The 23,750-nt window shown below is 66.4% G+C and carries 20 protein-coding genes and 1 pseudogene; 9 read left to right on the plus strand and 12 right to left on the minus strand.

Translation table 11 applies throughout. The annotated features are described in order from the left end of the window. Positions 1–317: 317 nt before the first annotated feature. From ACGLYG10_RS09440 to ACGLYG10_RS09465, 8 genes are all read right to left on the minus strand, one after another. Positions 318–1,859, minus strand: a complete 1,542-nt coding sequence (locus tag ACGLYG10_RS09440; protein WP_083565816.1) for a S1C family serine protease — start codon at positions 1,857–1,859, stop codon at positions 318–320. 137 nt (positions 1,860–1,996) lie between these two features. Next, positions 1,997–3,886 carry a 2-succinyl-5-enolpyruvyl-6-hydroxy-3-cyclohexene-1-carboxylic-acid synthase gene (gene menD, locus ACGLYG10_RS09445; RefSeq protein WP_073330962.1) on the minus strand — a complete coding sequence of 630 codons (1,890 nt, stop codon included), beginning with the start codon at positions 3,884–3,886 and terminating at the stop codon, positions 1,997–1,999. Further along, positions 3,883–5,058, minus strand: a complete 1,176-nt coding sequence (locus ACGLYG10_RS09450) for an o-succinylbenzoate synthase (protein WP_244542636.1) — start codon at positions 5,056–5,058, stop codon at positions 3,883–3,885. Before ACGLYG10_RS09450 ends, menD begins: the two co-directional genes overlap by 4 nt. Positions 5,059–5,134: 76 nt before the next feature. Continuing rightward, a complete protein-coding gene (locus ACGLYG10_RS16250; RefSeq protein ID WP_170866496.1) occupies positions 5,135–5,284 on the minus strand; it encodes a hypothetical protein in 150 nt (49 codons plus the stop codon). A gap of 56 nt (positions 5,285–5,340) precedes the next feature. Further along, positions 5,341–5,478 (minus strand): twin-arginine translocation signal domain-containing protein, encoded by a 138-nt coding sequence (locus ACGLYG10_RS15985; protein ID WP_139240941.1) that lies wholly within the window; start codon positions 5,476–5,478, stop codon positions 5,341–5,343. A gap of 112 nt (positions 5,479–5,590) precedes the next feature. Then, positions 5,591–6,193 carry a hypothetical protein gene (locus ACGLYG10_RS09455; RefSeq protein ID WP_073330965.1) on the minus strand — a complete coding sequence of 201 codons (603 nt, stop codon included), beginning with the start codon at positions 6,191–6,193 and terminating at the stop codon, positions 5,591–5,593. A 77-nt stretch (positions 6,194–6,270) separates the two neighbouring features. Beyond that, positions 6,271–7,326: an ornithine carbamoyltransferase gene (argF, locus tag ACGLYG10_RS09460; protein ID WP_073330968.1), complete on the minus strand. Its 1,056-nt coding sequence runs from the start codon at positions 7,324–7,326 to the stop codon at positions 6,271–6,273. A gap of 246 nt (positions 7,327–7,572) precedes the next feature. Then, complete coding sequence (locus ACGLYG10_RS09465; RefSeq protein ID WP_083565817.1) at positions 7,573–8,808, minus strand: ROK family transcriptional regulator; 1,236 nt, start codon at positions 8,806–8,808, stop codon at positions 7,573–7,575. A 122-nt stretch (positions 8,809–8,930) separates the two neighbouring features. Between ACGLYG10_RS09465 and ACGLYG10_RS09470 the strand changes: the two genes are divergently transcribed. The 7 genes from ACGLYG10_RS09470 (at position 8,931) to ACGLYG10_RS09500 (ending at position 17,795) form a co-directional block, all read left to right on the plus strand. After that, positions 8,931–10,853, plus strand: a complete 1,923-nt coding sequence (locus tag ACGLYG10_RS09470) for a DUF5107 domain-containing protein (protein ID WP_073330972.1) — start codon at positions 8,931–8,933, stop codon at positions 10,851–10,853. 241 nt (positions 10,854–11,094) lie between these two features. Beyond that, positions 11,095–12,297: an ABC transporter substrate-binding protein gene (locus ACGLYG10_RS09475; RefSeq protein ID WP_170866497.1), complete on the plus strand. Its 1,203-nt coding sequence runs from the start codon at positions 11,095–11,097 to the stop codon at positions 12,295–12,297. Positions 12,298–12,467: 170 nt separating this feature from the next. After that, positions 12,468–13,250, plus strand: a complete 783-nt coding sequence (locus ACGLYG10_RS09480; RefSeq protein ID WP_159097683.1) for a carbohydrate ABC transporter permease — start codon at positions 12,468–12,470, stop codon at positions 13,248–13,250. Then, a complete protein-coding gene (locus ACGLYG10_RS09485) occupies positions 13,250–14,200 on the plus strand; it encodes a carbohydrate ABC transporter permease (protein ID WP_211483010.1) in 951 nt (316 codons plus the stop codon). Before ACGLYG10_RS09480 ends, ACGLYG10_RS09485 begins: the two co-directional genes overlap by 1 nt. 67 nt (positions 14,201–14,267) lie before the next feature. Then, on the plus strand, positions 14,268–15,692 hold the full coding sequence (locus ACGLYG10_RS09490; protein WP_073330982.1) for a phosphoglucomutase/phosphomannomutase family protein: 1,425 nt from the start codon (positions 14,268–14,270) through the stop codon (positions 15,690–15,692). Positions 15,693–15,696: 4 nt separating this feature from the next. After that, on the plus strand, positions 15,697–16,506 hold the full coding sequence (locus tag ACGLYG10_RS09495) for a nucleotidyltransferase family protein (RefSeq protein WP_073330984.1): 810 nt from the start codon (positions 15,697–15,699) through the stop codon (positions 16,504–16,506). Then, positions 16,503–17,795, plus strand: a complete 1,293-nt coding sequence (locus ACGLYG10_RS09500; protein ID WP_073330987.1) for a galactokinase family protein — start codon at positions 16,503–16,505, stop codon at positions 17,793–17,795. The genes ACGLYG10_RS09495 and ACGLYG10_RS09500 overlap by 4 nt, the downstream gene beginning before the upstream one ends. A gap of 324 nt (positions 17,796–18,119) precedes the next feature. Here ACGLYG10_RS09500 and ACGLYG10_RS16385 read toward each other — a convergent pair whose 3' ends face one another. Next, entirely contained in the window at positions 18,120–18,701 is a 582-nt protein-coding gene (locus ACGLYG10_RS16385; protein ID WP_211483011.1) for a hypothetical protein, read from the minus strand. Then, positions 18,694–19,869: a trypsin-like serine peptidase gene (locus ACGLYG10_RS09510; RefSeq protein ID WP_244542637.1), complete on the minus strand. Its 1,176-nt coding sequence runs from the start codon at positions 19,867–19,869 to the stop codon at positions 18,694–18,696. The genes ACGLYG10_RS16385 and ACGLYG10_RS09510 overlap by 8 nt, the downstream gene beginning before the upstream one ends. 451 nt (positions 19,870–20,320) lie before the next feature. Here ACGLYG10_RS09510 and ACGLYG10_RS09515 point away from each other — a divergent pair, with 451 nt between their 5' ends. Beyond that, entirely contained in the window at positions 20,321–21,025 is a 705-nt protein-coding gene (locus ACGLYG10_RS09515; RefSeq protein ID WP_073330994.1) for an NUDIX hydrolase, read from the plus strand. Between the two features lie 203 nt (positions 21,026–21,228). Here ACGLYG10_RS09515 and ACGLYG10_RS09520 read toward each other — a convergent pair whose 3' ends face one another. Both ACGLYG10_RS09520 and ACGLYG10_RS09525 read right to left on the minus strand, forming a co-directional pair. Further along, entirely contained in the window at positions 21,229–22,617 is a 1,389-nt protein-coding gene (locus ACGLYG10_RS09520) for an arginine deiminase (protein WP_073330997.1), read from the minus strand. Between the two features lie 206 nt (positions 22,618–22,823). Further along, complete coding sequence (locus ACGLYG10_RS09525; protein ID WP_073330999.1) at positions 22,824–23,303, minus strand: hypothetical protein; 480 nt, start codon at positions 23,301–23,303, stop codon at positions 22,824–22,826. A 264-nt stretch (positions 23,304–23,567) separates the two neighbouring features. On the opposite strand from ACGLYG10_RS09525, the pseudogene ACGLYG10_RS16990 reads away from it, so the two are divergent. Beyond that, positions 23,568–23,666 (plus strand): annotated as a pseudogene (locus tag ACGLYG10_RS16990) (transposase-like zinc-binding domain-containing protein); the annotation flags it as partial. Positions 23,667–23,750: the final 84 nt, after the last annotated feature.

Genomic DNA, 23,750 nt, shown 5'->3' on the forward strand with positions numbered 1-23,750 from the left:
AACACACCAGACAACCCAACCCACCCCCTCCCAGCACCCCGACCGACCCGCACCCGGCAACGAAGCGACGGAGCAGACGCACCCCGGGAGCCCGGCGTTGGCGATGCACCCGCCGCCAGCCACAGCACACGACCTCAAACGCTACTGACCCAGGCATCAACGATCAGACTCAGCCCTCCGCCCCCAGCCAGCAGCACCCACCCCCCACCAACCACACCCACCAACCTGAAGAACCCCATATCTACCGACCTCGGCGGTTACTTCAACCGACCTCGGCGAAGAGGAGAGCCGGCCAGCGGGCACAGGGGCCCACGCGGTCAGGAGTCTTTGCGCTCCTTGAGGGTCACGGGCACCTGGAGCTCTTCTCCGTCGCGAATGATCGTCAGCGTCACCTCGTCGCCGGCCGAGTACTGGCGCACGAAGCCGGTCAGGGCGGCCGCCTGGCTGGTGGCCTTGCCGTCGATCGCGGTGATGACGTCACCCTGCTTGATGCCGGCCTGATCCGCGGGCGAGCCGGATTCGACGGAGCCGACCTCGGCACCCGCACGCGTGACGCCGTCGGAGGTGGTGGCGCCGCCGTCGCCGATGGACACGCCCAGGTAGGCGTGTGTCGCCGTGCCGGTCTCGATGAGTTGGTCGGCGACCTTCTGCGCCAGGTTGGAGGGGATCGCGAAACCGATGCCGATCGACCCCGCGGAGGAGTCCGCGGAGCTGGACAGACTGGCGATCGAGCTGGTGATGCCGATGACGGCACCGGTCTCATCGAACAGCGGGCCGCCGGAGTTGCCGGGGTTGATGGCCGCGTCGATCTGGATGGCGTTGGTGTACACCTGTGTCGTGGTGGTCTGGGACTGCCCCAGCAGGCCGCCGAGCTGGCCGGGCAACGCGGATCCGGACTGCTCCTCGGTTTCCTCCTGGGTGGTGACCACGGGGCGGTTCAGAGCGGAGATGATGCCGGTGGTGGCCGTGGAGGACAGCCCCAGCGGGTTGCCGATCGCCATGACGTCCTCACCGGTGACCAGCTCGTCGGAGTTGCCGAATCGGGCGACCGTGAGGTCACTCGGGGCGTCGACCAGTTCGATGACGGCCAGGTCGGTGGTCGGGTCGGTGCCGGTCAGCTCCGCGTCGAAAATGCGCCCATCGGCGAGCGTCACCTGAATCTGGCTGGCGCCGGAAACCACGTGGTTGTTGGTGATGATGTGTCCGTCGGCGTCGTAGATCACGCCGGATCCCACCGCGGTGCCGTCGTTCAGGGCGACGGTGATGGATACGACGGAGTTGGAGACCGCTGCCGTCACGGCCTCCCAATCGGGGGCGGTACCGGTAGAGGAGACGGTCTGGGTGGTGGCGCCGGTGGCGATCGCGGTGGGCGCGGAGACGGAGGCGGTGGGAGCGTCGTCGTCGAAGTGATGCAGCGCGGCCACGGTCCCGCCGCAGGCTAGCAGCGCGGTGACCAGGGACGTGACGATGACGCCGCCCCAGCCGGGGCCGCGGCGGCCGGAATCAGGGGTGGAGGGCGTCGGCGGCTGGTAGGGGGGCTGGCCGAAGGCCCCGGAGCCGCCGCCCTGTGCGGGCCGGTCGTAGGGGCTGGATGCCGATGCGGAGGGACGGCCGAAGCTGTATCCGGCGGGCGGCTGCGGCGCGGAGGTGTAGGGCGAGGAGCCGGCATCGGCATAACCCGAGTCGGCCGCGCCGGCATTGCTGCTGGAGTAGTCCGCACTGCTCGCGTAACCCGAGCTGACCGAGCCGCCGCCGGAGCCGCCCTGGTATGAACTCGCACCGCCGGACAGCTGCTGAGTGTCATCGCCGGCTGACTGCGCGGCATCGCCGGATGCGGCAAAGGGCTCGTTCGTGCTCATGGCTCTCCTCCTCGGGCCGTTGGCCCGTTCACTAAACGAATCTCACCTAATACGCACGACCTGGGGCATCACCGACACTCATCTGGGACTTGCCTGTGAACCGGGGCGTGGGGCCCGAGCGAGCGCGCCGGGCTGTGTCACGTGGAGTTGTTATCCCCCGCCTCGGCGGCGAGGCGCACGTGCACCAGGCTCAGTCCGTGCACGGGCTGGTCCAGGAGCGCCCGCAAGGCAGCGAGGCCGGGGGGCCGGTGCACCCGGAGGCCCAGCGCGGCCGCGAGCGCGGCCGGATCGGTGGCCTGCGGCGTGGTGAAGAAACGGGCCAGGTCCGCGGGCGGGGTGACGGCCGGGTACTCCAAGGTGGAGAAGATGGCTCCCCCGCCGTCGTCGATGACGATGACCTGTAGGTCGGGCTCGGCCTCCAGGCTTCCGCGCGACAGGCTCATGGCGTCGTGCAGGAAGGTGAGGTCGCCGACGACGACGCGCACGGGCCCGGCCGTGATGGCGGCGCCGAGCGAGGTGGCGAGGGTGCCGTCGATGCCGGCCAGGCCCCGGTTGGCGATCGCGGCGGGCGCGGGGCCGCGGGCGGGCGCGGCCAGCCGGTCCAGGCGGCGGATCGTCAGGGAGGAGCCGACGACGAGCAGGGGCGCGGCGCCGACGGGGGCGCGCAGGGCGGCGTCCCACACGGCGGTGACGGCGGCGTCCGCGCTGAGGATATCCGCGCGCGCCGGGTCGGGGTCGGCCGGCAGGGCGGCGACGGCGGCGTGCCAGCGCGCCGTCCAGCCGTGTGGGCCCTGGCCCAGATCGAGGGCGTCCGCCAGGTCGGCGGGAGCCGACGGCGCAGCGGTGCCGGCGGGCGCGTTCCGGTGGGCGGCGGGCATGAGCGGCACCACGGATGCGGCGGTGCCGGCGACGTCGGTCCAGCGGGACGTACCGGTCAGCACGTCGATGCGCAGGTCGTCGCGGCCCAGTAGGGCGCCGATCGGGCGGGTGAGGCTGGGGTGCCCGGCGACCACGACGCGCTCAACCTGTGCGGCGAGCCGGGCGCCGGCTCGGGTGTTCAGCAGCTCGGCGTAGCGGGTCAGGGCCTGGGGGCCGCCGCGCGCGCCGGAGGTCGGCTCGGCCAGCAGGGGCCAGTCCAGGTACTCGGCCAGGGCGCGCGCGTACCGCCCGGTGGCGTCGACGGCGTCGCCCGCGACGACGACGCCGTGCTCCTCCCGACACCCGTTCCCCGCGTTCTGCCGTGGTTGTTCCGCAGCCCCCGGACGCTGTGGGGCGGCGGGAACGGGAGCGATCGGCGCGGCGGGCCCGCCCGAGGTCTCGGGGAGGCCCACTTGTGTCGGCGGTGCAACGCCCGGGGCCGTCCCGGTCCCGGCGGGCGTCTCCGCTCCGGGCTCGGGCGCGAGCGGGGGCCGGAAGCGGAGGTTGAGCTGGGCCGGCCCGGGGTCGTTGGTGAGTGCCCCGGTGGCGGCGTCTACCGCCCGGCGCACCTGGCCGGCGACGGCCCGCACGCCGGCCTGCCCCAGGTCGGCGGTGATGTCGGCGGGCAGGTCGACCGTCAGGCGCGCTGCGGCCCCGAAGATGCGGGTCTGCTCGGTGGTCTGGTTGGCGCCGGTGCCGACCGCCTCGTGGGGCCGGTCGGCGGTCACCAGCAGTAGGGGTACGCCGGCGGCGTCGGCCTCGGCGACGGCCGGATGCAGGTTCGCCACCGCGGTGCCGGAGGTGGTGACGACGGCGGCAGGACGGCGGCGCCCGGCCAGCAGTTCGGCGCGGGCGCACCCCAGGGCGACGAAGCCGGCGCTGCGTTCGTCGAGGACCACCCGCACCCGCAGCTTCCCGTCCCGCTCGGCGGCGGCCAGGGCCGGAACCAGGGGCGCGGAGCGAGAGCCGGGGGCGAGGATCACCTGGTGCACGCCGGCGTGAATCAGGGCGCGGACGACGGTGCGGGCAGCCACGAGCGAGGGCGGCTCGGGATGCGAGTCTGTCCCGGGCCGCGCGTTGTTGCGGCCCGTGGAGTCGGCGGCGCTCATAGGGGCAGTCCGGCCACGACGCTGCCGGCGTGGGCGCGCTCCCGCTCGCGTCGGCGCTGCAGGGCGGCCGTGATGTGGCTCAGGCGCAACTGCCAGCGGGCGGTGAGTTCGGCGTCGGCGGCGGCGGTGCGCAGCAGCGCTCGCGAGACGTGCACGGGGCGCACCGGCAGGGCGCCGTCGGCGGGGATGGCGGCGGGGGCGGCGACGTCGCGGGCGAGCAGCCGGACGGTGCCCAGCCCGCAGGCGTGCTTGAGCCCGGGTAGGGCGGCGGCCAGCGCGACGCCCGCGCCGATGCCGACGCTGGTGTCGATGGCGGAGGAGACGACTGCCGGCAGGCCCAGGCGCTCAGCCAGGGCCAGGGCGCGACGGGCGCCACCGAGCGGGGCGACCTTGAGGACGGCCACGTCGGCGGCGTCCAGGCGGGCCACGGCCAGCGGGTCGGCGGCCAAGCGGATGGACTCGTCCGCGGCGATGGGGATGTCCACCAGTCGGCGCAGGTCGGCGAGCGCCTGCGTGGAGCCGCAGGGCTGTTCCACGTATTCCAGGCCCTGGGCGGCGGCATTCATCAGCGGCAGGATTCTGCGGGCGGTCTCCAGGTCCCAGGCGCCGTTGACGTCGATGCGGATGCGGCCGTGCGGGCCGATGGCGTCGCGGACCGCCTCGATGCGCTCCAGGTCGGCGGCCAGGCCCTGGCGGTCGGAGACGCGCGCTCCGGCGACCTTGACCTTGACGGTGACGGGGAGGGCGCTGGGAGGGGTGGCGGCATGCCGAGCCGGCCCGGCGGCGGTGCCCGCCTCGGCGATCAGGGCGCGCGCCCGGTCGGGGTCGACGGCGGGGACGGTGATGTTGACGGGGATGGTCTCGCGGAGGCGGGGCAGGTCGGCGTTGCCGACGGTGGCCTGTTCCAGGGCGGCGGCCAGCCAGGGGGCGGCGGCGTCGGCGTCGTAGTCCCAGAAGGGGGCGACCTCGCCCCAGCCGGCCGGGCCGTGCAGGAGCACGCCGTCACGGCGGGTCAGGCCACGGAAGGAGGTCTTCAGGGGGACGTCCCAGGCGACGGCTCGGTCGATGTCGGCCAGCAGCGCCCCGCCGACGCCGGCGCGCAGGGCGTCCAGATCGAGTCCGCCGCGCACGCGGGCGGACGCGGACTCCGGGCCGCGGTTGGGGATGGTCACGCCGACAGGATAGCCAGGGGGCCGGGCCGTGGTGGCCGGGCGTGACGATCAGTGCCTAATGGCAATGGTTCGGCCGTCATTCCTCGTCCATGCCGTAGAGCACCTTGCTGGCGGCATCGACGGCGTTGTCCTCCCTGGTGGCCGTCTCAAGCCCGGTCAGCCGCTGGGTCTGCGAGGCACCGGCGATGGCCCGACGGAGTGCACGGCGACGGCATCCGGCTTCCATAGATGGAAGCCGTTGGCCCAGCGCAGCGCGGTCCAGGTCACGCCGGTGGTTGCCCGTTACCTTGTTTGTGGTTCCGGGTGAAAACGGGTGAAGCTGACTTCGACTCCCGCGGCATGCGCCTGCGGAGCCGTTGACACCAGCAGTGCGGCGCCAGCGCCCAGGCCGAGCCCGGAGAGCAGGCTGCGTCGGGACATGCGCAATGGCTACGATGCGTCTTGGGGTGTGGATGAGTGCATGGTTGTTCCTCGAGTCGGGGTGTTAATGCGAGGTCATGACATGCCGCGAGATTCCATGTGAGTGGGAGTACTACCAGGGTGGCGGGCCCGCGAAGAAGGGCAGCAGCCAACGGTCCCAGACCAGGGCGAGCAGCACCGTGCCAACCAGGAAGACCGCTGTTGGAAACAGGCAGCGCGCCCACAGAGGGATCCGGTCTGCGAAGCAAGCCATCACTGTCAGAGTCGCCAGCCCCGCGAAGAATGGTGCCGCCAGTGCTATTAAATCCCACGGGTTCGGCCAGCACCCTGGGTAGGTACAGGTACCGTAGGTACCCGCGCCCGCCGTTAGACGAATAAGGAACACCACACAAACAACACTTAGCGCAACCGCAATAGCTGCCACAACATCATAACGCCCCTTGGTGTGCCATTTCGGGATGAGAACGAAGCCGAGCGCCCCCTCCAGCGCGGAGCGCCACCAAACAAAAGTGAATGCTCCATCCCCCTTCATTATCCGTGTGACCATCCCGCTGTCGGCCGCCATATTCGGCCGGACCACCGAAAGGCCTGAGGCCATAGCAGCCCACTGCGCACCCCACAGCAACAGCGAGAACCCAACCAGCACCATTACCGTCCGCAAGGTGACACAAAGCCCAACCAGAAGCCGCTGGCAAGCCTTAGAATCAGTCCTCATCTTCCAGACCCTGTATCGATATTAGTCCAGCGCCTCCACAGATTCTCTAAACCCTCCGGATGACCGGGCGTCCCGGATCAGTCGGCCTGCGCCGTCGCGGCCGGGTCGCCGAGGGTGGCGACCATGACGGCCTTGATGGTGTGCATGCGGTTCTCGGCCTGGTCGAAGACGATGGAGCGCTCGGACTCGAAGACGTCCTCGGTGACCTCCAGGCCGTCCATGCCGGTGGCCTGGTAGATCTCCTCCCCGATCGTGGTCTCGCGGTTGTGGTAGGAGGGCAGGCAGTGCATGAACTTGGCCTGCTCCCCCGCCTTGGCCATCAGGGCGGCGTTGACCTGGTAGTCGCGCAGCAGCTCGATGCGCTCTGCCCACACGTCCTTGGGCTCCCCCATGGACACCCAGATGTCGGTGTGTACGAAGTCCACCCCGGCCACGCCCTCGTCCACGGACTCGGTGAGGGTTATGCGGGCGCCGGTGTCGGCGGCCACGGCCTGGGCGGCGGTGACGCATTCGTCGTCGGGCCACAGCTCCTTGGGGGCAACGATGCGCACATCGGCGCCGAGCAGGGCTCCGGCCACCAGCAGGGAGCGGCCCATGTTGAAGCGGGCGTCGCCGATGTAGGCGTAGGAGATCTGACCCGCAGGCTTGTCGGCGTGCTCGAGCATGGTCAGGCAGTCACACAGCATCTGGGTGGGGTGCCAGTCGTCGGTGAGCCCGTTCCACACCGGTACGCCCGACAGTTCGGCGAGCTGGTCGACCTTGGCCTGGGAGTCGCCGCGGTACTCGATGCCGTCGAACATGCGGCCCAGCACGCGGGCGGTGTCCGCCACGGACTCCTTGTGGCCGATCTGAGAGCCGGAGGGGTCCAGGTAGGTGGTGTGGGCGCCCTGGTCGTGGGCGCCCACCTCGAAGGAGCAGCGGGTGCGCGTGGAGGTCTTCTCGAAGATCAGGGCGATGTTCTTGCCCTTCAGGTGCTGAGCCTCCCGGCCGGCTCGCTTGTCCGCCTTCAACTGCGCTGCCAGGCCGATCAGCGTCATCCACTCCTGCGGCGTGAAGTCCAGTTCGCGCAGGAAGCTGCGTCCCTTCAGGGAGGCGAGGACGGCGGGGTCGGGGGCCGGGATGGCGACAGGCATGCGGGGATCCTTTCAAAACTGTGAGTCGAGCCGAGACTAGGCTACCGGCTACGCTGCCACTTCCCCATTACTCCGCTGTCAGTAGCACTGGCATCAGGGCGGAGCATACGGCCTCGCCCGACTTATGGCGGGCATTGCACGGCCTCAGGGATGTCGCGCACACTCGCGGAATACCCACAATGAGCGCCTCTTTGAGGACGGCAGCTACCCACCGCCGCCTGTAAGCTCACGAAAGCTGGAAGCGAATCATACGAGGGCGCGCCCGGGACGGTGCTCCTGAGCGAGAAAGGCTTCCCGAGTGAAAGGCTGCACGCCGTCGTGCGAGGCAAGGCTGGAACGCACCCGATTCAGCGCCAGGAGCGCTGCCCCCTGGGCCGAGGAGAACTGGTCATTCGCCGAGACCACGACCTTCGGGGGGCGCCTGACCCCTGCAGCGAGCGCGGCTCTGATGTCGTCGAGGAACAGATGCGCGACCGGGGTGAGGGCGCCGGCCACGACGACCAGTTCGGGATCATCAATCGCCACCGCAGTCACCAGGGCGGGAGTGATGCCCTCCATCAGTCGGCGAATGCGCCCCAGGGCGACCTGGTCTCCCGTGCTAGCCTCGCGCACGGCGCGCCCCAAGGCGTCCGCCCCCTCGCTGAGCTCCCCCAGCCCGCCGGGACGGTGCTCCGTGGGCACACGGGCATCTGCCGACAGGTCACCAGCCATCCCGTGGGCACCGTGCCTGAGACGACCGCCGTGCATGATGCCGAGCGTAGGACGCCGACCGGTTTGCAACAGAAGAACGTCATCGTAGCCGGACGCTGCTCCCCTGCAGCGCTCCGCGTATACGGAAGCACACACGTCATTGACAATGAGGCACCCGGGCCCCAGAAGAGACTCGAAGCGCTCAAGGGGACGTGTACCGTTCCAAGAGGGGATTGCCGCACTCTCCACCAGAGTTCCGTCTTCCTCAACGAAACCACCGACGGCGAGCACAGCCGACCAGCACTGCGCCCCTCTCAACGCCTGCTCGACGACCTGTCGGGCAGCAACGTCACGCTCATCGTCCTCCCGCCCGGCGGTAAGACGAATTTCGGATTGCGCGAGTTCTTTACCATCTAGGTCGAGACACTGAGCTCGGACCGCGTGGGCTCCGACATCCAGGCCGAGCACACACCCGGACGGCACTCGCAGCGAGTACGTCTGAGCGGGCCGCCCCTTGGCACCCTGAGCCGACGTCCCCACCGCGACCCACCCTTTGCTCTGGAGATCACGCAGCACCGTCCCGAGCGTGGCTACCGTCAAACCCGTCGTCTGCCTCAACTGCGATGCGCGCTGCGGGCTGGACTCGCGCAGCGCAGTAAGCACTGCGTACTCGTTCCACCTGCGCAGCACACCTGGGTCGCCGCGGCCGATGCTCGCCCGTTGCGCGTGGCGCTGCGATCCGGCCAGTGCGGGCCGCGGTTCAGCAAGGGACGTGTCCTCCACAGCCGACATCCTTCCAGGCACTTCCGCACACGTCCAAGACGTGCTATCTTTTCTTTAAGTAGTTTACTTACTACCTAACAAAAAACAACCGCTCACCGTCATGGTGGTCGCCGCGCCCCGAGGGAGGGACCATGTCAGACATCCGCTTCGAAACGACGGTGATCCCCGTTACGTCGCTCGGTGAGCTCGGCGAACTCATCCTCGACGGCGGAGACCGCCGAGTTCCGACCGCCGCCGATCTGGAGCTGTTGCAGGTCGGGGAGCACCACGCAAGTGGTCCGCCCACTCTCCTGCCCTACCGCTACCAGGACTCCTACGACGGCAGCGTCACACCGTCTGAGCTCAATGTCGCAATCCTGGAGAACCAGCGGCTACGGGCCGAGTTTCTGCTCGACCTCGGCGGACGCCTGTGGCGCCTGACGGATCGCCGTTCAGGCCGTGAACTTCTACACCAACCCGAACGAATCGACCTAGCCAATCTCGCTCTGCGCAACGCCTGGTTCGCCGGCGGCGTCGAGTGGAACCTTGGCACCACCGGCCACTGGGGCCTGACCAACGAGCCCGTGGCCGCAGGAACCCTCCCGGATGGACGCGGCGGACGGATCCTGCGTATGTGGGCGTATGAGCGCATGCTCGGACTCACCTGGCGGTTGGACGCCTGGCTACCTGATGGATCCGATTCCCTTTACACCCACATCCTGCTGGAGAATCCTACCACTCGGGAGGTTCCCGTCTATTGGTGGTCCAACATCGCCATTCCGCAGAGCGCCTCCACCCGAGTCATTGTCGACGCCGACTCGGCCTTCCACTTCGGCTACGCCGATGCGCTCGACATCGTCAGCGTCCCCGAGTATCACGGACGCGACATCACCCACCCCCAGCGTCAGGCTGGCGGCGCAGACTACTTCTATCGCATCCGATCACGCATCCCATGGATTGCAGCGGTGGACGGCGACGGCGTCGGAATCTGCCAATACTCGACGCACGAACTGAGCGGGCGCAAGCTATTCACCTGGGGAAGCGGCATGGGCGGGCGGTCATGGCAACGCCGACTGTCCGGGACACGCCGCTACGCCGAGATCCAGGCTGGGCTTGCCCCCACCCAACTGGAGCACTTACACCTCTCTGCGGGCGCCTCCATCCGCTTCACCGAGTGCTACGGCCCTGTAGCCATCGACAACCCGGAGGACCAGTGGGAGGCAGTCGTAGCGCGCACAGCGCGGGCCGTCATCAATCCCGCACGCCTGGAGGAGGCCTCGGCACGTCTCACCTCCCTTGAACAATCCCGGGTCACCCCCGTCCCCCTCAAAGATGGCCCGGAAGAGCGCGCAGCACGGGAGGGATGGGGAGCCCTCGAGGTGCTGGCAGGACATCGAGTTGCCTCCTGGGCTACGCCCTTCAACACCGATACGCTCAACGCCGAGCAGAGCGCTTGGCTCAAAGCTGCACGCACGGGCCAGCTGGACCCAATCCTGCTCGGGTCAGCGATGATCGGACCCGATTGGATCGCCGTCCTGCGACGCGCAATGCCCAGTTGGTTGCGCGACTACCTTCTTGGGGTAGCACTTCACGCCGCAGGTTTCACGCAAGAGGCCCGTGCACTATGGCGAAAGTCAGAGCGCGCGCACCTTACCGCGGACGTCCTACGCGCTCTGGCCCTCACCGACTCCGACGGCGAAGCACGCGCCCGTGGCCTGCTCCGTGCCCACACTCTTGCCCCAAATCGTCATGGCATCACTATCGAGGCACTCACCCACCTACTCGACATCGGCCTGATCGACAAAGCCCTCACCCTCATCGACTCTCTGCCCTCCGCCGTGCGTGGCCTGCCCCGAGTGCAGTATCTAGAGTGCGTCGGCCGGGTACGGGCAGGGCATCTTGCGCGAGCTCGCGAACTAATTGAGACCCCACTCAGTCTCCCGGACCTGCGTGAGGGTGACCTGGGCCTGGAACGCCTGTGGTGGGACTATCAACACCTCGCCGGGACGCACGACCCTGTCCCCGAGGCCTATGCCTTCGCAATGACCACGCCAACACAGGAGGAGCGCTACTGAGACAGGAGATCGGCGCTCGACGGTGAGCGCCTTCCCACCCCGGCTTGGCCGCACCGATATACCACGACTGCGACACAAAGCTGCAGTACCAAATACACGAACAAAGGAGATCGTGATGACACTCACGCGACGTGACTTCATATCATTGTCAAGCACAGCTGCACTTACCGCCACACTGGCCGCTTGCGGTAATTCCGGAACCGCCGACTCAGGCGGAGACCAGCGTTTCACCTATTGGTCCATGTGGCAGCAAGGAGAGCCTCAGCAGGTGCTCCTGGCAGAGCTCTTCGAGGCCTTCACCGAGAAAACAGGCATCCAGGTTGAGGCCCAGTGGGCAGGTCGCGAAGTGCTCACTCAGGTGCTCCCGCGGCTGAACTCGGGCAACCCCCCAGACCTCGTTGACCAGGCCGCTTCGGACTTCCCCGCCAAGCTCGGCCTGGACAATCTCGCAGATCTGACCGACTTGTGGGCCATGCCCATCGACGGCGAGGACATCACCGTGGGCGAGTCGGTTCCCGAGTCGCTTATGGACGCATTACGCACCGACGGCAAGATCTTCTGTTTCCCCTACTCCGTGGCCGGTGAGACCATCTTCTTCAACAAGAGAATCACCCCCGAGTTGGTGGAGAACCCACCCCAGAGTTTCGACGATCTGCTCGCCTATCTCGATGAGCGCAAGGCGGCGGGGCGCACGCCGATCGCCCTCGACGGTGACATCAAGGATTACGAGGCCTACTGGCTCGAGTCCGCGCTCCTGCGCGCTGGCGGACGTGGCGTCATCACAGAGGCTGCGCAGGACGCGACCGGCGAGAAGTTCGGGTCCAAACCGTGGGTGGACGCGACCGAGGCTATCGGCACACTCATCGCCGGGGGCTACTTCCCTGCAGGGTTTCAGGGCACCAAGTTCCCCACGCAACAGGCTTCCTTCGCCGACCAGTCAACTAAAACCGACATGATTCTCATGGGCACCTGGTTCCCATCCGAGGCCTCCTCCTCCCTAGAGAAATCTGGAGACGATCCAGACTCGGTGGAGTGGGGTTCCTTCAAGTTCCCAGCCGTCGGAGACAACGCCGGAGCTGGTATCGCGATCTCCGGTCCCACCGGCTTCGCAATCCCGATCAAGGCACGCAACCAGGACGCGGCCAAAACCTGGATGGCCTACTTTGCCAATAAAGAACGTTGTGGGCGTATCGCCTCGGACGCCAAGAACCTCACGGCACGAACTGACATTGACCAGAGCCCCGAGCTCGCTGACTACGGTAGGGAGTACGCCGAGGCCTCCGACGTTGTACCCTTCACCGACGGCGTCGGCGTCGCCGAACCGCAGTGGGTCACCGACGTCTGGCAGCCCCTCGTCAATGACTTGTTCGGCGCGAAAATCGACGCCGCCCAATTCCGGGAACAACTGGCCGCCAACACAGTGACCTACCACGGGAACCAGTGATGGCCTGGCTCCGCACATCCGCGTCGTCCCCCGGGGCAGGGGCGGCAGTGTCCGTTGCCTCCCCTGCCCAGGCAGCTCGCCGGCGTCTCTACTGGCCCTTACTCCTTCCGGCGCTCGTTGCATATGTAGGGCTCCTCATCGTACCTGCCCTCTACGGCGTCTACATCTCCTTGACCACCTGGACGGGCCGCGGCGAGGCACCCCAGTTCATCGGATTGGGGAACTACAGACGGCTGTGGAGGGACGCTCTGTTTCGTCAGGCGTTCACCAACACGCTCCTCATCCTCGTGCTTTGCGGCGTCGGCATATTCATACTGACCTTCATATTCTCCGCAGTTTTCCGCGAGGCGCGTTGGAGCCGGGCAGCATTATCGTTGATGTTCTTCCCATACCTGCTCTCCGCAATAGCCGTCGGTATCGCGCTGAGTCTATTACTGTCCCCCGATGGCCCTCTCAACGCCGGGTTGCGCGGACTGGGGCTGGGATCGTGGGCGCGGATGTGGCTGACGCCGGACTACATTTTCAAAGTGATCGTTGTCGGTATCGTGTGGGTAAGCGTAGGCTATTACCTCACCCTCATGATGAGCGCGATCGGGCGCATTCCAAGATACTACTACGAGGCGGCCGAGCTCGACGGCGCGGGTCGGCTACGCACATTCTTCAACGTGACCTTGCCTCTGACTTGGGACGTACTGACGGTCTCCGTGGTGCTTTGGTGCATCAACTCGATCAAGATCTTCGAGTTCATCTATGGCATCACCGGTTCTGGGGATGCGCCGGCACCAGAGGCCCGCACCCTGACTATCGCTCAGTTCCTGGCTACCACGGGAGGACGCAATCCCCAGTATCAGCTCGGTTTGGGTAGCGCCATGGGGGTAATCATGGTCATTCTCATCTCGCTGTTCGTCATCGGAGTACGGCGACTCATGCGACGCGAATCCTTGGAGTTCTGATGGCGGACGAAGCGATTGAAGTCACCACAACAAGACAAGTCGCCACTAAAGGCACCGCCCCCTTACCCGAGCACTCTATCCGCCATCGCATACGACGCACACTCGGCACTCTGATATGGCAGGCCACCAAACTCATGATCGCACTGTGGTGCCTTTTCAACATCGCATTATTCGGATGGGTCATCCTCAATTCGTTTCGCGGGGGATCTGCCATCTTCAGCCGTCCACTCGAACTCCCCAAGAGGGTCTCGCTCACCAACTACGTCTCCGCCTGGACTGCATCATCGCTGGGCCGGGGCCTATTCAACACGCTGACCATCGTCGTCACCTGCACGATCATCACGGTGGCCCTCGCCTCGATGGCCGCCTATGTGCTCGCGCGCACCAACGTCCCAACAGCGGGCCCAATCACGTCCTTTTTCGCGATAGGACTCGGGATCCCTGTTCAAGTCGTCATGATTCCCCTGTGGGTCGCAATGAACGCACTCTCCGGGTTCATGTGGGATACCATCGGCTGGTGGGACGAACGCATTAGCCTTGGCATGTTATATGTGGCTACCTCCCTGCCCTTTGCGGTATTTCTGCTCACGGGTTTCTTCCGTTCCCTGCCCACCGACCTTGAGGAGGCGGCGGCTCTGGACGGGGCCTCTGCGTGGATCACCTTCGTCAAGATCATGTGGCCTCTGGCACGCCCTGGGGTACTGTCAGCGGCGATGCTTACCCTCATGGGCCTTTGGAACGAGACACTCCTTGCACTGGTATTCATCACGGATGATAAGAAATACACCCTTCCGCAATCGCTGCTGGCACTTCAAGGCACCATGCAATACACGTCCGACTGGGGCGGACTGTTCGCCGGAATCGTCATCGTCGTCATTCCCACTGTCCTGCTCTATGCCATCCTTGGCAAACGACTAGTCGAGGGGATGACGCTCGGCTCAGGCAAATAGCAACCGGCGACTTAATCGCCCCACTTTCCATTTCCTTTCCCGGCCCGTCGTCTTTGAAAGGCTTACAATGATCCAGTTCGGAACCGGCGGTTGGCGCGCCATCATCGCGGATGGCTTCACCCGCGCCAACGTTCGTTTTCTCACTCAGGCACTCGCGAACCGTATGGCCCGAGAGGGCTCAACTGACCGCGGCGTCGTCATCGGCTACGACCGCCGCTTTCTGTCCGACACCGCTGCCTGGTGGGCAGCTGAGGTTCTCGTGGGCAACGGGGTGCCCACCACCGTCCTCGACCGCCCCGCCCCCACCCCGACGACCATGTGGACCGTGCGTGAAACCGGAGCCGCCTACGGCATGGTCGTGACCGCGTCGCACAACCCTGCTCTGTATAACGGCATCAAGATCGTTCTGCCAGGCGGGCGTGACGCGGACCTCGCCACCACCGACGCTCTCAGCGAGCACGCCAACGCTCTCACGGAAGCAGACGTGCGCGCCGTCGCGCCCGACGAGGCACGCTCCCACTCACTCGTCACCGTCCAGACCTCGCTTAACCAGTACCTCGACGCGATTCTCGACAAGCTGGACACCGAGACAATCCGCAACGCCCACATGCACCTCATCCTCGACCCCATGTTCGGGGTCTCCGAGACGAGTCTGCAAACCATTCTGCTCACCGCCCGCTGCCAGGTTGAGGCTATTCACGATCGCCACGACCCACTATTCGGCGGGCATGTGCCTTCTCCCACTGAGGACACTCTCACGGCACTGCGTCATGCCGTCCTCGAGTCGGGGGCTGATTTGGGTATCGCCACCGACGGCGACGCCGATCGCCTGGGCATTATCGACGAGACCGGCACTTACATCACTGCCAACCAGGTGCTCGTCCTGCTCTATGACTATCTTCTCACCCGGAAGGGGTGGAGCGGGCCGGTAGTGCGCAACATGTCCACCACCCACATGCTCGACCGCGTCGCCGCCGCCCACGGCCAAACCTGCTACGAGGTGCCTGTCGGTTTCAAGTGGATCAGCGCGAAGATGGCCGAGACAAACGCCATCATCGGCGGGGAGTCTTCTGGCGGTCTGACCGTGCGCGGTCACATACCCGGCAAAGATGGCGTCTACGCCGGTTCCCTGCTGGTAGAGGCCGTGGCTGCCTCCGGCAAGTCTCTGTCCGAGCTGTATGCCGACATTGTCGAGCGCTATGGCGAGCTTGTCATGGTCGAGGCTGCTTACGGCTTCACCGCCGAGCGCCGCAGCCAGCTGGCCTCGCTGATCTTCGAGGACCATAACCTACCGGACTTCACTGTTCTTGGTCACAAGACCGAAAAGGTCGTCTGGGAGGACGGCTGCAAGATCTACTTCACGGATGGCGGCTGGGCGACCATCCGCTTCTCGGGGACAGAGCCCCTGTTGCGCGTGTTCTGCGAGATGCCCACCCGCAGCCAGGCGCAGACCGTTGCCGACGCCATCGCCACCTACTATGAGCTGAGTTGACGACATGACCGACACGACCACCCGGACGGCTCTCATTCTCGCCCGGGGCTTGGGCACGCGGATGCGCGCCGTCAGCGGCGGCTCCATCATGAGGGCCGACCAGGCTGCCGCTGCTGCCAGCGGCAACAAGGCACTCATGCCCATCGGAGAGCACCGCCTCGTCGATTACTCCATGAGTGCTCTGGCAGATGCCGGCATCGAGCGCATCGTAATAGTCGTCGGTCCCGAACACGACGATTTTACAGCACACCTGCACTCGCTCAGCCTGAGTCGAATCGCCGTCGAGCTTGCCGTCCAGGTTGAGCCGCGGGGCACCGCCGACGCCGTCGTATCGGCCGCCGGAGCCATAGGTGATGACCCCTTCCTTATGGTCAACGGAGACAACTACTACCCGGTGGAAGGAATCCGGGCTCTCGCCGCCCACAAGGGCAACGCCTTGCTCGGTTTCGACCGCGCTACTCTCGTGGCTGGTTCCAACATCCCGACCGAGCGAGTGGCGTCTTTCGCACTAATATGTTCGAAAGATGGCCTGCTAGTCGACATCGTCGAAAAACCAACGCCAGAGGCGGTCAGTTCCGCCGGGACGCATGCACAAGTCTCGATGAACTGCTTCGCCTTCATGCCAGACATCTTCGAGGCCTGCCGCCGCATCTCACCGTCACCGCGTGGCGAGTACGAGATCGTAGACGCAGTGCGCGCCCTAGACACTCCCGTAACAGTCATCGGTTGGAGCGGCCCGGTACTCGACCTGACATGCCGTGACGACATCGCAGACGTCGAAGCCCGTCTCGCCGCCACCGAGGTACTCCTATGAATGAGCATGGCACTCCCGCATACGCGACCAACCTCGGCAGCTCCGCCCCCGTACGCTCCGCCTGGCGCGTACCCGGGCGTATCGAAATCCTGGGCAAGCACACCGACTACGCCGGAGGACGGGTCTTGGTGGGGGCCGTCGAACGGGGAGTCACCGTCTGCGCCGAGCGCTCCAACAACGCTATGGGCACCCTGACGGCCACAACGACAGCTGGCGGTGAGCCCGTGTCGCTGACAGCCAACGTCAACTCGGCTTTACCAGTTGGCCACTGGGGGCACTACTTACAGACGGTACTCGATCGGCTGACTAACAACTTCTGCGCGTCGGTACCCGCCAGTCTGACAATCACCTCGGACCTGCCGCCAGCGTCAGGTATGAGCTCCTCCTCGGCGCTTGTCTGCGCGTGCGCCCTCGCCTTGGCGGACCTCAACGGCTGGTCCTCCTCGGAGGTTTGGAAGCGCAACATTCCTGATCGTCTATCACTCGCCGGCTATTTTGCCAGCGTCGAGAATGGGAGGGATTGGCGCGAGCTGCCAGGCACAACGGGTGTAGGGACGCAGGGCGGCAGCGAAGACCATACGGGCATACTGTGTGGAGCAAGAGACAAGTTGCTCTACGCCGAGTTTGACCCTGCGCAAATACTTCGACTTATCACTTTTCCCTCACAGTGGTCGATCGTCGTCGGCATCAGCGGCGTGCTAGCTGAAAAGAGCGGTGCAGCGCTTGCGGACTATAACCGCGGACCGGAAACCCTGCAGACAGTACTCGCGCGCTGGAACGAAGCCAGTGGACGCAGTGACACCACGCTGGCAAGCGCGGTCCGTTCACTTATCGGTGAAGCCACCGGCAGTGAAGCCATGAAAGACCCACAACTAAAAAGGCTGCTCAACTTCACAAAGTCAGATTACGAGAGAGGACGCGTTGAACAATTCCTCATAGAGTCGCTAGTCCTTGTGCCCGCCGGAGCCGACGCCATCGCAACGGCCGACGCTAACGCAATCGGAGCGATAGTCAATCGCTCACATAGTTTAGCAAACGAGCGTTTGCACAACCAGGTTCCAGCTACAAACTCAATGGTGTCGCTGGCCCGAGACATGGGTGCAATCGGGGCCTCAGCCTTCGGCGCAGGATGGGGCGGTTCAGTTTATGCCATCGTACCGAGCACTGATGCCTACGCTTTCGCAGACGAATGGATAGAACGGTACAGAACAGAGTACGACGCACTTCCGTCGGCCTCGGCCTTCGTCACTCGACCGGGGGACAGCGCTACACAGCTGGAGGGTAATTGATAGGGATGTAGGAATCCGGCGCGCCAGGGTTTGGGCTAGCGAGGAGGCGGCCGACCGTTGAGACGACGCGGATGTCTTAGCCCGAGCCTCTCAGGAACCAGGCCGCCTCGGCAACACGCCGGCCGTCTGACGAAGGAACCCCGCACCAAGTGCGGGGCCCTTACGAATCGGCGCCGGGGGATCTGTTTCATCCCTAGCTCCCAGGCTCAACGCTTCCGCCGGTCTTCGCGCCAGTCAAACCCGGCCATCGCCGACTGCCGTTCACTCGCAGACCTCCGGGCACCATTTGCCAAACAGGCTGGCAACCTCATGATCGCGTGGGTGTCAACCGGCGTCCTGGCGGACCGTACGGTCGCCGAGGTCGGCACCGAGAGCTACGCGCGTGGTTGAAGTCAACGCGATCGCCTGGCAGGCGCCGGCGTCCGGCAAGGTACCGACGCTGAGGTTGATTGTCACGTCCTGGTCGGTCTCGAGAACTTCCGCACTCACGCCCTCACACTGCGCAGGGCCGGCCAGGAATGTCAGCTCGATCGTCCGCGGGTCGACCAGTTCCCACGAGTCCCACGCGACGGCGGCGGGCGAGACCAGGTCGTCGCGGGCCTGAAGCACCTGGACCGAGCCCGTCGCATCACCGGTGGGTGCGGGAACGCTCGTTGAACCAGCCGCTCCGGAGTCACCGGTGGCTGTGGCCTGCTCCGTCGGCGAGTCCGTAGCATCATTGGGACCGGTCGGCTCGGTTGAGGCGGTGGGTGAGTCCCGCGCTTGCGTGCAGCCTCCCGCCCCCGCGATCGCAATGCCCGCGGCAAGCGCAAGCCTCGTCATTGTGCGGCGTCCGATCAGCGACATGATCGCCCCCTGTGCTCGATGGTCGGCGTCGGTGCACGCCGGACTAGTCGGACTAGTCATGTCTTGAGGCGTCCACCATCTTCTTGACATCGGTGTTGAAGTAGGGCCCCCAGTTCTGGTCCGCCGAGTCCAGCCATGTGGACGTCACCGACCGAACATGCCCCAGCCCGGTACGGTTGTTGTACTGGGCAAGCCAGGGCCCGCCCGATGAACCATTACCGAAGTCGCAGCCCGTGACCGTATCCCGATCGTCGTCACCGCGGGTAGCACTCCAACAGGCCCACATGCTGTAGCGACCGTTCGGATTGCTCTTGTTGCTCGGGTAGCCGAAGATTGAGACGTCGAAGCTCTTGGAGCCGTTCCACATGAGGCCGTGCCCGCCGACGGCGTCGACAATTCTTCTGTTGTCGTCTCCGCCGTTGTCCAGGGTAATGATTCCGACGTCGTGGGAGAGGTCCGAGTTGTCGATCCAGGAGTTGAATGTGCGCAGGGTGCGCGCAGTCCAGATTCCCACCGGATCGGGGTCCGCCTTCCGGCCGTCGTAGGCAGGGACGAACACAACGTTCTGCGACCAGGCCCCCTGGTAATACACGCAGTGTCCCGCCGTAATGATCACGCGCTTAGTCGGCGTGTTGAGCGCGGACGCCGAACAGTATCCGTTCTCTTTTTCATAGCCCTCGAAGAACAGCTTGCCGTTGGTCACGGAGTAGTTCGTCACCGGCGGCGCGACAACCGCAGTCTCCTCGCCGGAGTCCGCGGTCAGCGTTTGCAGGTCCTCGTCGAAAAGGCCGGCGGCCTGCGCCTGCGCGAGCACGTCGTCGGCGGGCTCGGCGGGATCGGTGAGGCCCTCCTCTCCCGGCTCGGAATCGGCGGCGGACGCCAGCGCCGGGGCCTCGGCCTGGGCGAGCTGTTCGGAGTCCGCGACGACGTCTACGGGCTGGGCCTGGGCCATCCGCTCGGCCGTCCAGTAGTCGATTACGTCCTGATTGGATTCGGCATCGGCGTCATCCAACGCGGCCTCGTCCGCGAGCACCGCCTCTTGACCGAAGCTGTTGGGTGCGACGACGGCGGTTGAGGCGGCGTCGTCTTCGGCAACCGCCGCGGCAGCCGCTGATGGCGCGACCGCGCCGTCCGGGGCCGGTGCAGCGGCGGTTCCGGACGCCGAGGTCGCGGCGACTGCCGGAGAAACAGTCAGGGCCGCGATCGCAGTCAGTGACAGAAGCGTCACTCTCAGGGGTCTCTTGGGGTTCTTTCCAGCGAGTCTCGCGTTCATGAGGTCCTTCCATGTCCACCCACGGAATCGCCTTGCGTAAACAGCACTACGCACTCAAGCGCCCGGGCGGATATTGGATGTTGCAGGGTTCAGAGACATGACCGCGCAAGCGATCAAAACTCACGGTAACGGTACGAACACATCGAGTCAACCGCCCGAGGAGACTCATCGCGAGTGTTCGCAAACGGGGTGCAAGCCCTCATCCGGAAAAAACGGCAGCGCACCGGCTCGGACCGGCGAAGACCTCAGACGGCGTCGCGGGCGACGGGGCAGGTCATGCAGTGGGCCCCGCCGCCGCGCACGTCAGCCGACACCACACGACTCGTCCCAGAGCTGGTTACCACTGTCACCACCGCCGACTCGCCGTTAACCGTCACCGGCTATGAGAAGGTCGTAGCCTCACCCCATGGGAGTGGTTGATGATCTTCGCCGGGTGGCGGCGGCAGCACCCCACTTGGACGGGTTGGAGTCGCAGCGGGAGCGTGCGCGGGGGCTTAGCTCCTCGGGGCGCGCCCTGCGGCGCTCGGCCGTGCTCGTCCTATTCGGGGTGGGCGAGCAGGCGGCATCCCGCGGGGTGCGCGCCGACGGCGAGGGGGCATCGGTGGACGACCTCGACGTCGTTCTCACGCTGCGCTCCGCGGCGGTGAGTCACCACCCCGGCGAGGTCGCTTTCCCCGGCGGCGGGCTGGAGCCGACCGACGGGGGCGATCCCACGGCAGCGGCTCTGCGCGAGGCATGGGAGGAGGCGGGCATCGAACCGTCCGACGTGGATGTGCTCGGCGCGCTGCCGGAAGCGGCGCTGACCGCTTCGGCGAACCTGGTGACTCCTGTGCTCGGCTGGTGGGCGACGCCTCGGGATATGCGGCTGGACGGCACCGAGACGAGGTGGGCGATGCGGGTTGGGGTAGGTGCGCTCGTGGATCCGGCGGCTCGGCGTACGTGGGTGCTGGAGAGCGGCGGACAGGTGTGGCGGGGCCCCGCCTTCGTTCCCCGCGACGACGGGCCGCTCGTATGGGGCTTCACCGCCGCGGTGCTGTCCACGGTGATCGATGCCGCGGGTTGGACGGTGCCTTGGGACGAGGCGCGGGAGATCAGCGTCGTCGGGAAGTGAGCGGCGCAGTCGCCTCGGACATCCGAGCAAGCTCGGCGTCACTCGGCTCAATCGCGCGTGTACGGCAAGGCCTCTCACGCGACTCAATCGCCTCGGACACCCGAGCAAGCTCGGCGTCACTCGGCTCAATCGCGCGTGTACGGCAAGGCCTCTCACGCGACTCAATCGCCTCGGACACCCGAGCAAGCTCGGCGTCACTCGGCTCAATCGCGCGTGACCGGGCAGGTCATGCAGTGGGCCCCGCCGCGGCCGCGCACCAGCTCGACGCCGGGCGTCTCGATGACCTCCACGCCCGCCCGGCGCAACACGTCGTTGGCCCGCTGGTTGTGCGCGTAGCCGATGACCCGCCCGGGCGCCAGGGCGACGACGTTGCAGGAGTCACGAGACAGTTCGCGCAGTGCCTCGGCCTCATCGGACATGTCGGGGCTGATGACCTTGAAGGCGTCGATGCCGGCGGCTCGGGCCAGGACGGCGTCCATGTCGCCGCCGTCGTGGACGGTGACGCGCAGGGCAGAGCCCTTGGTGGAACCGTGGTTGGCGCCGGGTTCGATCTCCACGGTGGTGACGTCGTTGAAGCCGGAGAAGCGCAGGTAGGTGTCGGGGGCGACCATGGTCATGAGGGTGTCCAGGTGCATGACGGCGTCGAGCTCGGTGTAGAAGGCGCGGTCGGGCATATGGATGCCGATCACCCGGTCGGCGACGCCGTCGGCGAAGAGCCGAGTGGCCAGGCGCTCCACGCCGGCCGCGCTGGAGCGGTGGGTGAGCCCCATGACCAGGGTGCGGTTGCCCAGCACCTGGAAGTCACCGCCCTCGACGGTGGCCGGGGAGGCGCCATGCGACTCCACCCACAGCGGGCCGCGCTCGCCCCGGTCCCGGTCCGACGACGTCGCCCCTCCCCCACGCGGGACGGAGCCGACTCGGCTGGCGAAGGCGGGGTGGAAGCGGTAGACGGCCTCGTAGTTGACGGCCTCGCGGCGTCGGGGGGCCAGCGCCATGGTGTTGACGGACACGCCGCCGTACAGCCAGGCGGAGGTGTCGCGGGTGAACAGGTGGTTGGGCAGGGGGGTGACCACGAACTGTCCCTCCAGGGTAGACAGGTAGGTGGTGGCGAACAGGGTGGCGGCGTCGCCGGGGTCCAGGCGCTCGCGCAGCTCGTTGCGGGTGATGCCGGCCAGGAGGACCTCGGCGAGTTCGGCGTCGGGCAGGCCGCCCAGGAAGTCGATGAGCACCTCGGACGTGGACACGCCGACCGCCTGCGGGCCGACGGTCTCCTCCAGGACCAGGCGACGAGCCTCGGGGACGGCGAGGGTCTCGGTGAGCAGGTCGCGGAAGTCGTGGACGATCACGCCCTCGGCGCGCAGGATGGCGGTGAAGGCGTCGTGCTCGGCCTGGGCGCGGGCGATGTTCAGGGCGTCGTCGAACAGCAGGGAGTTGGCGTTGATCGGCGTGATGCGGGCGATCTCCCGCCCGGGCCGGTGGACGATGACCTCGCGCAGGCGGCCGGTCTCGGAGTCGACGCGGCCACCGCCGGCCGAGCGCGCGATGACCGTGCGGTCGGCGGGGTCCGAGGCGGTTTGGGGACTCTGCGTCATGAGCGTCATGGGCACAGGCTAACCGGGTCGAGCGCCGGGCGTGTGCGCGAGCACTGTGAACCGGGCATTGTGCGCGCCGTAAGCGGACGCGCCTGCACTCACGAAACGCGCGCGCATCTGTGCGCCGACGGGCGCGCACCCTCATGGGCGACGCCTCACGTGTTTCTGCGACGGCCTGCTCCACCGGCGTCCGCCGGCCTCGTAGGCTACTCGCTGAGGCCGAGCCGGCTCGCCGCGTCACCTAGGGAGAATGTCCCGGCATCGCTGCTTCCAGCAACGCCGTCAGAAACCGGAAACACACCCTGATCCGCCGAGGTCAGGAACACATCCCCATCATCGGAAACTCTGACGAAGATCGCATACTCGCCGCCGGACGCCATCTCAACCGACTCGGCCGTGCCAGTATCCGCTGGAATCTCCAGGGTGACCGCCTCATCACTGAAACTCGGATCACTCGCAAGCACGTCACAGTGGACAACATCCCACGCCGCACCATCCACGACACTCGCCTCAACGTCGGTCACCGAGATGCGCAGCGCATAATCCGAAGCGGCTTCCAACTCACTCAACGAACCGTAATAGGGCGAGTCCTCCGCGACGCGATCATCGCCCGAGCCGCAGGCAGCCACCGTCACCACGCCAAGCGCAGCGCAGGCAACAGTGAGCATCTTCTTCACGGAAGGCATCTACGACCTCCTAGTCAGGGAACACTGCCAGATAGAAATGATTTTAACATAAGAGGCTCTTCGTGTTTGTGGGTGTGGTGGTTCGGGTTGGTGCTGTGATGCGGGTGGTCGTTTCGGGTGTGGGGGTCATTTTCGAGTTATCGGCGTGAACGTGTTGCTAAAGATCGGGATTTTGGTTGCTGTGGTGCGGGGAAGTCGGGGTGATTATGGCCTGGGAGGTTAACCCGGGGCGGTGGTTGACTTTCGGGGGTAGATGTGCGGGCCGTGAGAACACGGTCCCCACGAGCAAGGCTCTGCCCGATCTGTCAGACCCCTATGAAGAAGCCCGGCCGCACCGCCGCAGGCACCCAACGGTGGAAGTGCACCACCCCGGTTGGACCGCCCACGCCCCGTTGGACCGCCCACGCCCCGTTGGACCGCTGTAACCGGCGGCTACGGCGGTCCAAC

Source organism: Actinomyces glycerinitolerans (assembly GCF_900098745.1).
Lineage (GTDB): Bacteria > Actinomycetota > Actinomycetes > Actinomycetales > Actinomycetaceae > Actinomyces > Actinomyces glycerinitolerans.

Bases quoted from the DNA above. Each gene is read 5' to 3' on its own strand.
- ACGLYG10_RS09525 (WP_073330999.1), bottom strand. From the start codon at position 23,303: ATGCCTTCCGTGAAGAAGATGCTCACTGTTGCCTGCGCTGCGCTTGGC.
- ACGLYG10_RS09500 (WP_073330987.1), top strand. From the start codon at position 16,503: ATGAATGAGCATGGCACTCCCGCATACGCGACCAACCTCGGCAGCTCC.
- ACGLYG10_RS09485 (WP_211483010.1), top strand. From the start codon at position 13,250: ATGGCGGACGAAGCGATTGAAGTCACCACAACAAGACAAGTCGCCACT.
- ACGLYG10_RS15985 (WP_139240941.1), bottom strand. From the start codon at position 5,478: ATGTCCCGACGCAGCCTGCTCTCCGGGCTCGGCCTGGGCGCTGGCGCC.
- ACGLYG10_RS09475 (WP_170866497.1), top strand. From the start codon at position 11,095: ATGTGGCAGCAAGGAGAGCCTCAGCAGGTGCTCCTGGCAGAGCTCTTC.
- ACGLYG10_RS09515 (WP_073330994.1), top strand. From the start codon at position 20,321: ATGGGAGTGGTTGATGATCTTCGCCGGGTGGCGGCGGCAGCACCCCAC.
- ACGLYG10_RS09455 (WP_073330965.1), bottom strand. From the start codon at position 6,193: ATGAGGACTGATTCTAAGGCTTGCCAGCGGCTTCTGGTTGGGCTTTGT.
- ACGLYG10_RS09495 (WP_073330984.1), top strand. From the start codon at position 15,697: ATGACCGACACGACCACCCGGACGGCTCTCATTCTCGCCCGGGGCTTG.
- menD (WP_073330962.1), bottom strand. From the start codon at position 3,886: ATGAGCGCCGCCGACTCCACGGGCCGCAACAACGCGCGGCCCGGGACA.
- argF (WP_073330968.1), bottom strand. From the start codon at position 7,326: ATGCCTGTCGCCATCCCGGCCCCCGACCCCGCCGTCCTCGCCTCCCTG.
- ACGLYG10_RS09470 (WP_073330972.1), top strand. From the start codon at position 8,931: ATGTCAGACATCCGCTTCGAAACGACGGTGATCCCCGTTACGTCGCTC.
- ACGLYG10_RS16385 (WP_211483011.1), bottom strand. From the start codon at position 18,701: ATGACTAGTCCGACTAGTCCGGCGTGCACCGACGCCGACCATCGAGCA.
- ACGLYG10_RS09465 (WP_083565817.1), bottom strand. From the start codon at position 8,808: ATGTCGGCTGTGGAGGACACGTCCCTTGCTGAACCGCGGCCCGCACTG.
- ACGLYG10_RS16250 (WP_170866496.1), bottom strand. From the start codon at position 5,284: ATGGAAGCCGGATGCCGTCGCCGTGCACTCCGTCGGGCCATCGCCGGT.
- ACGLYG10_RS09440 (WP_083565816.1), bottom strand. From the start codon at position 1,859: ATGAGCACGAACGAGCCCTTTGCCGCATCCGGCGATGCCGCGCAGTCA.
- ACGLYG10_RS09490 (WP_073330982.1), top strand. From the start codon at position 14,268: ATGATCCAGTTCGGAACCGGCGGTTGGCGCGCCATCATCGCGGATGGC.
- ACGLYG10_RS09520 (WP_073330997.1), bottom strand. From the start codon at position 22,617: ATGACGCAGAGTCCCCAAACCGCCTCGGACCCCGCCGACCGCACGGTC.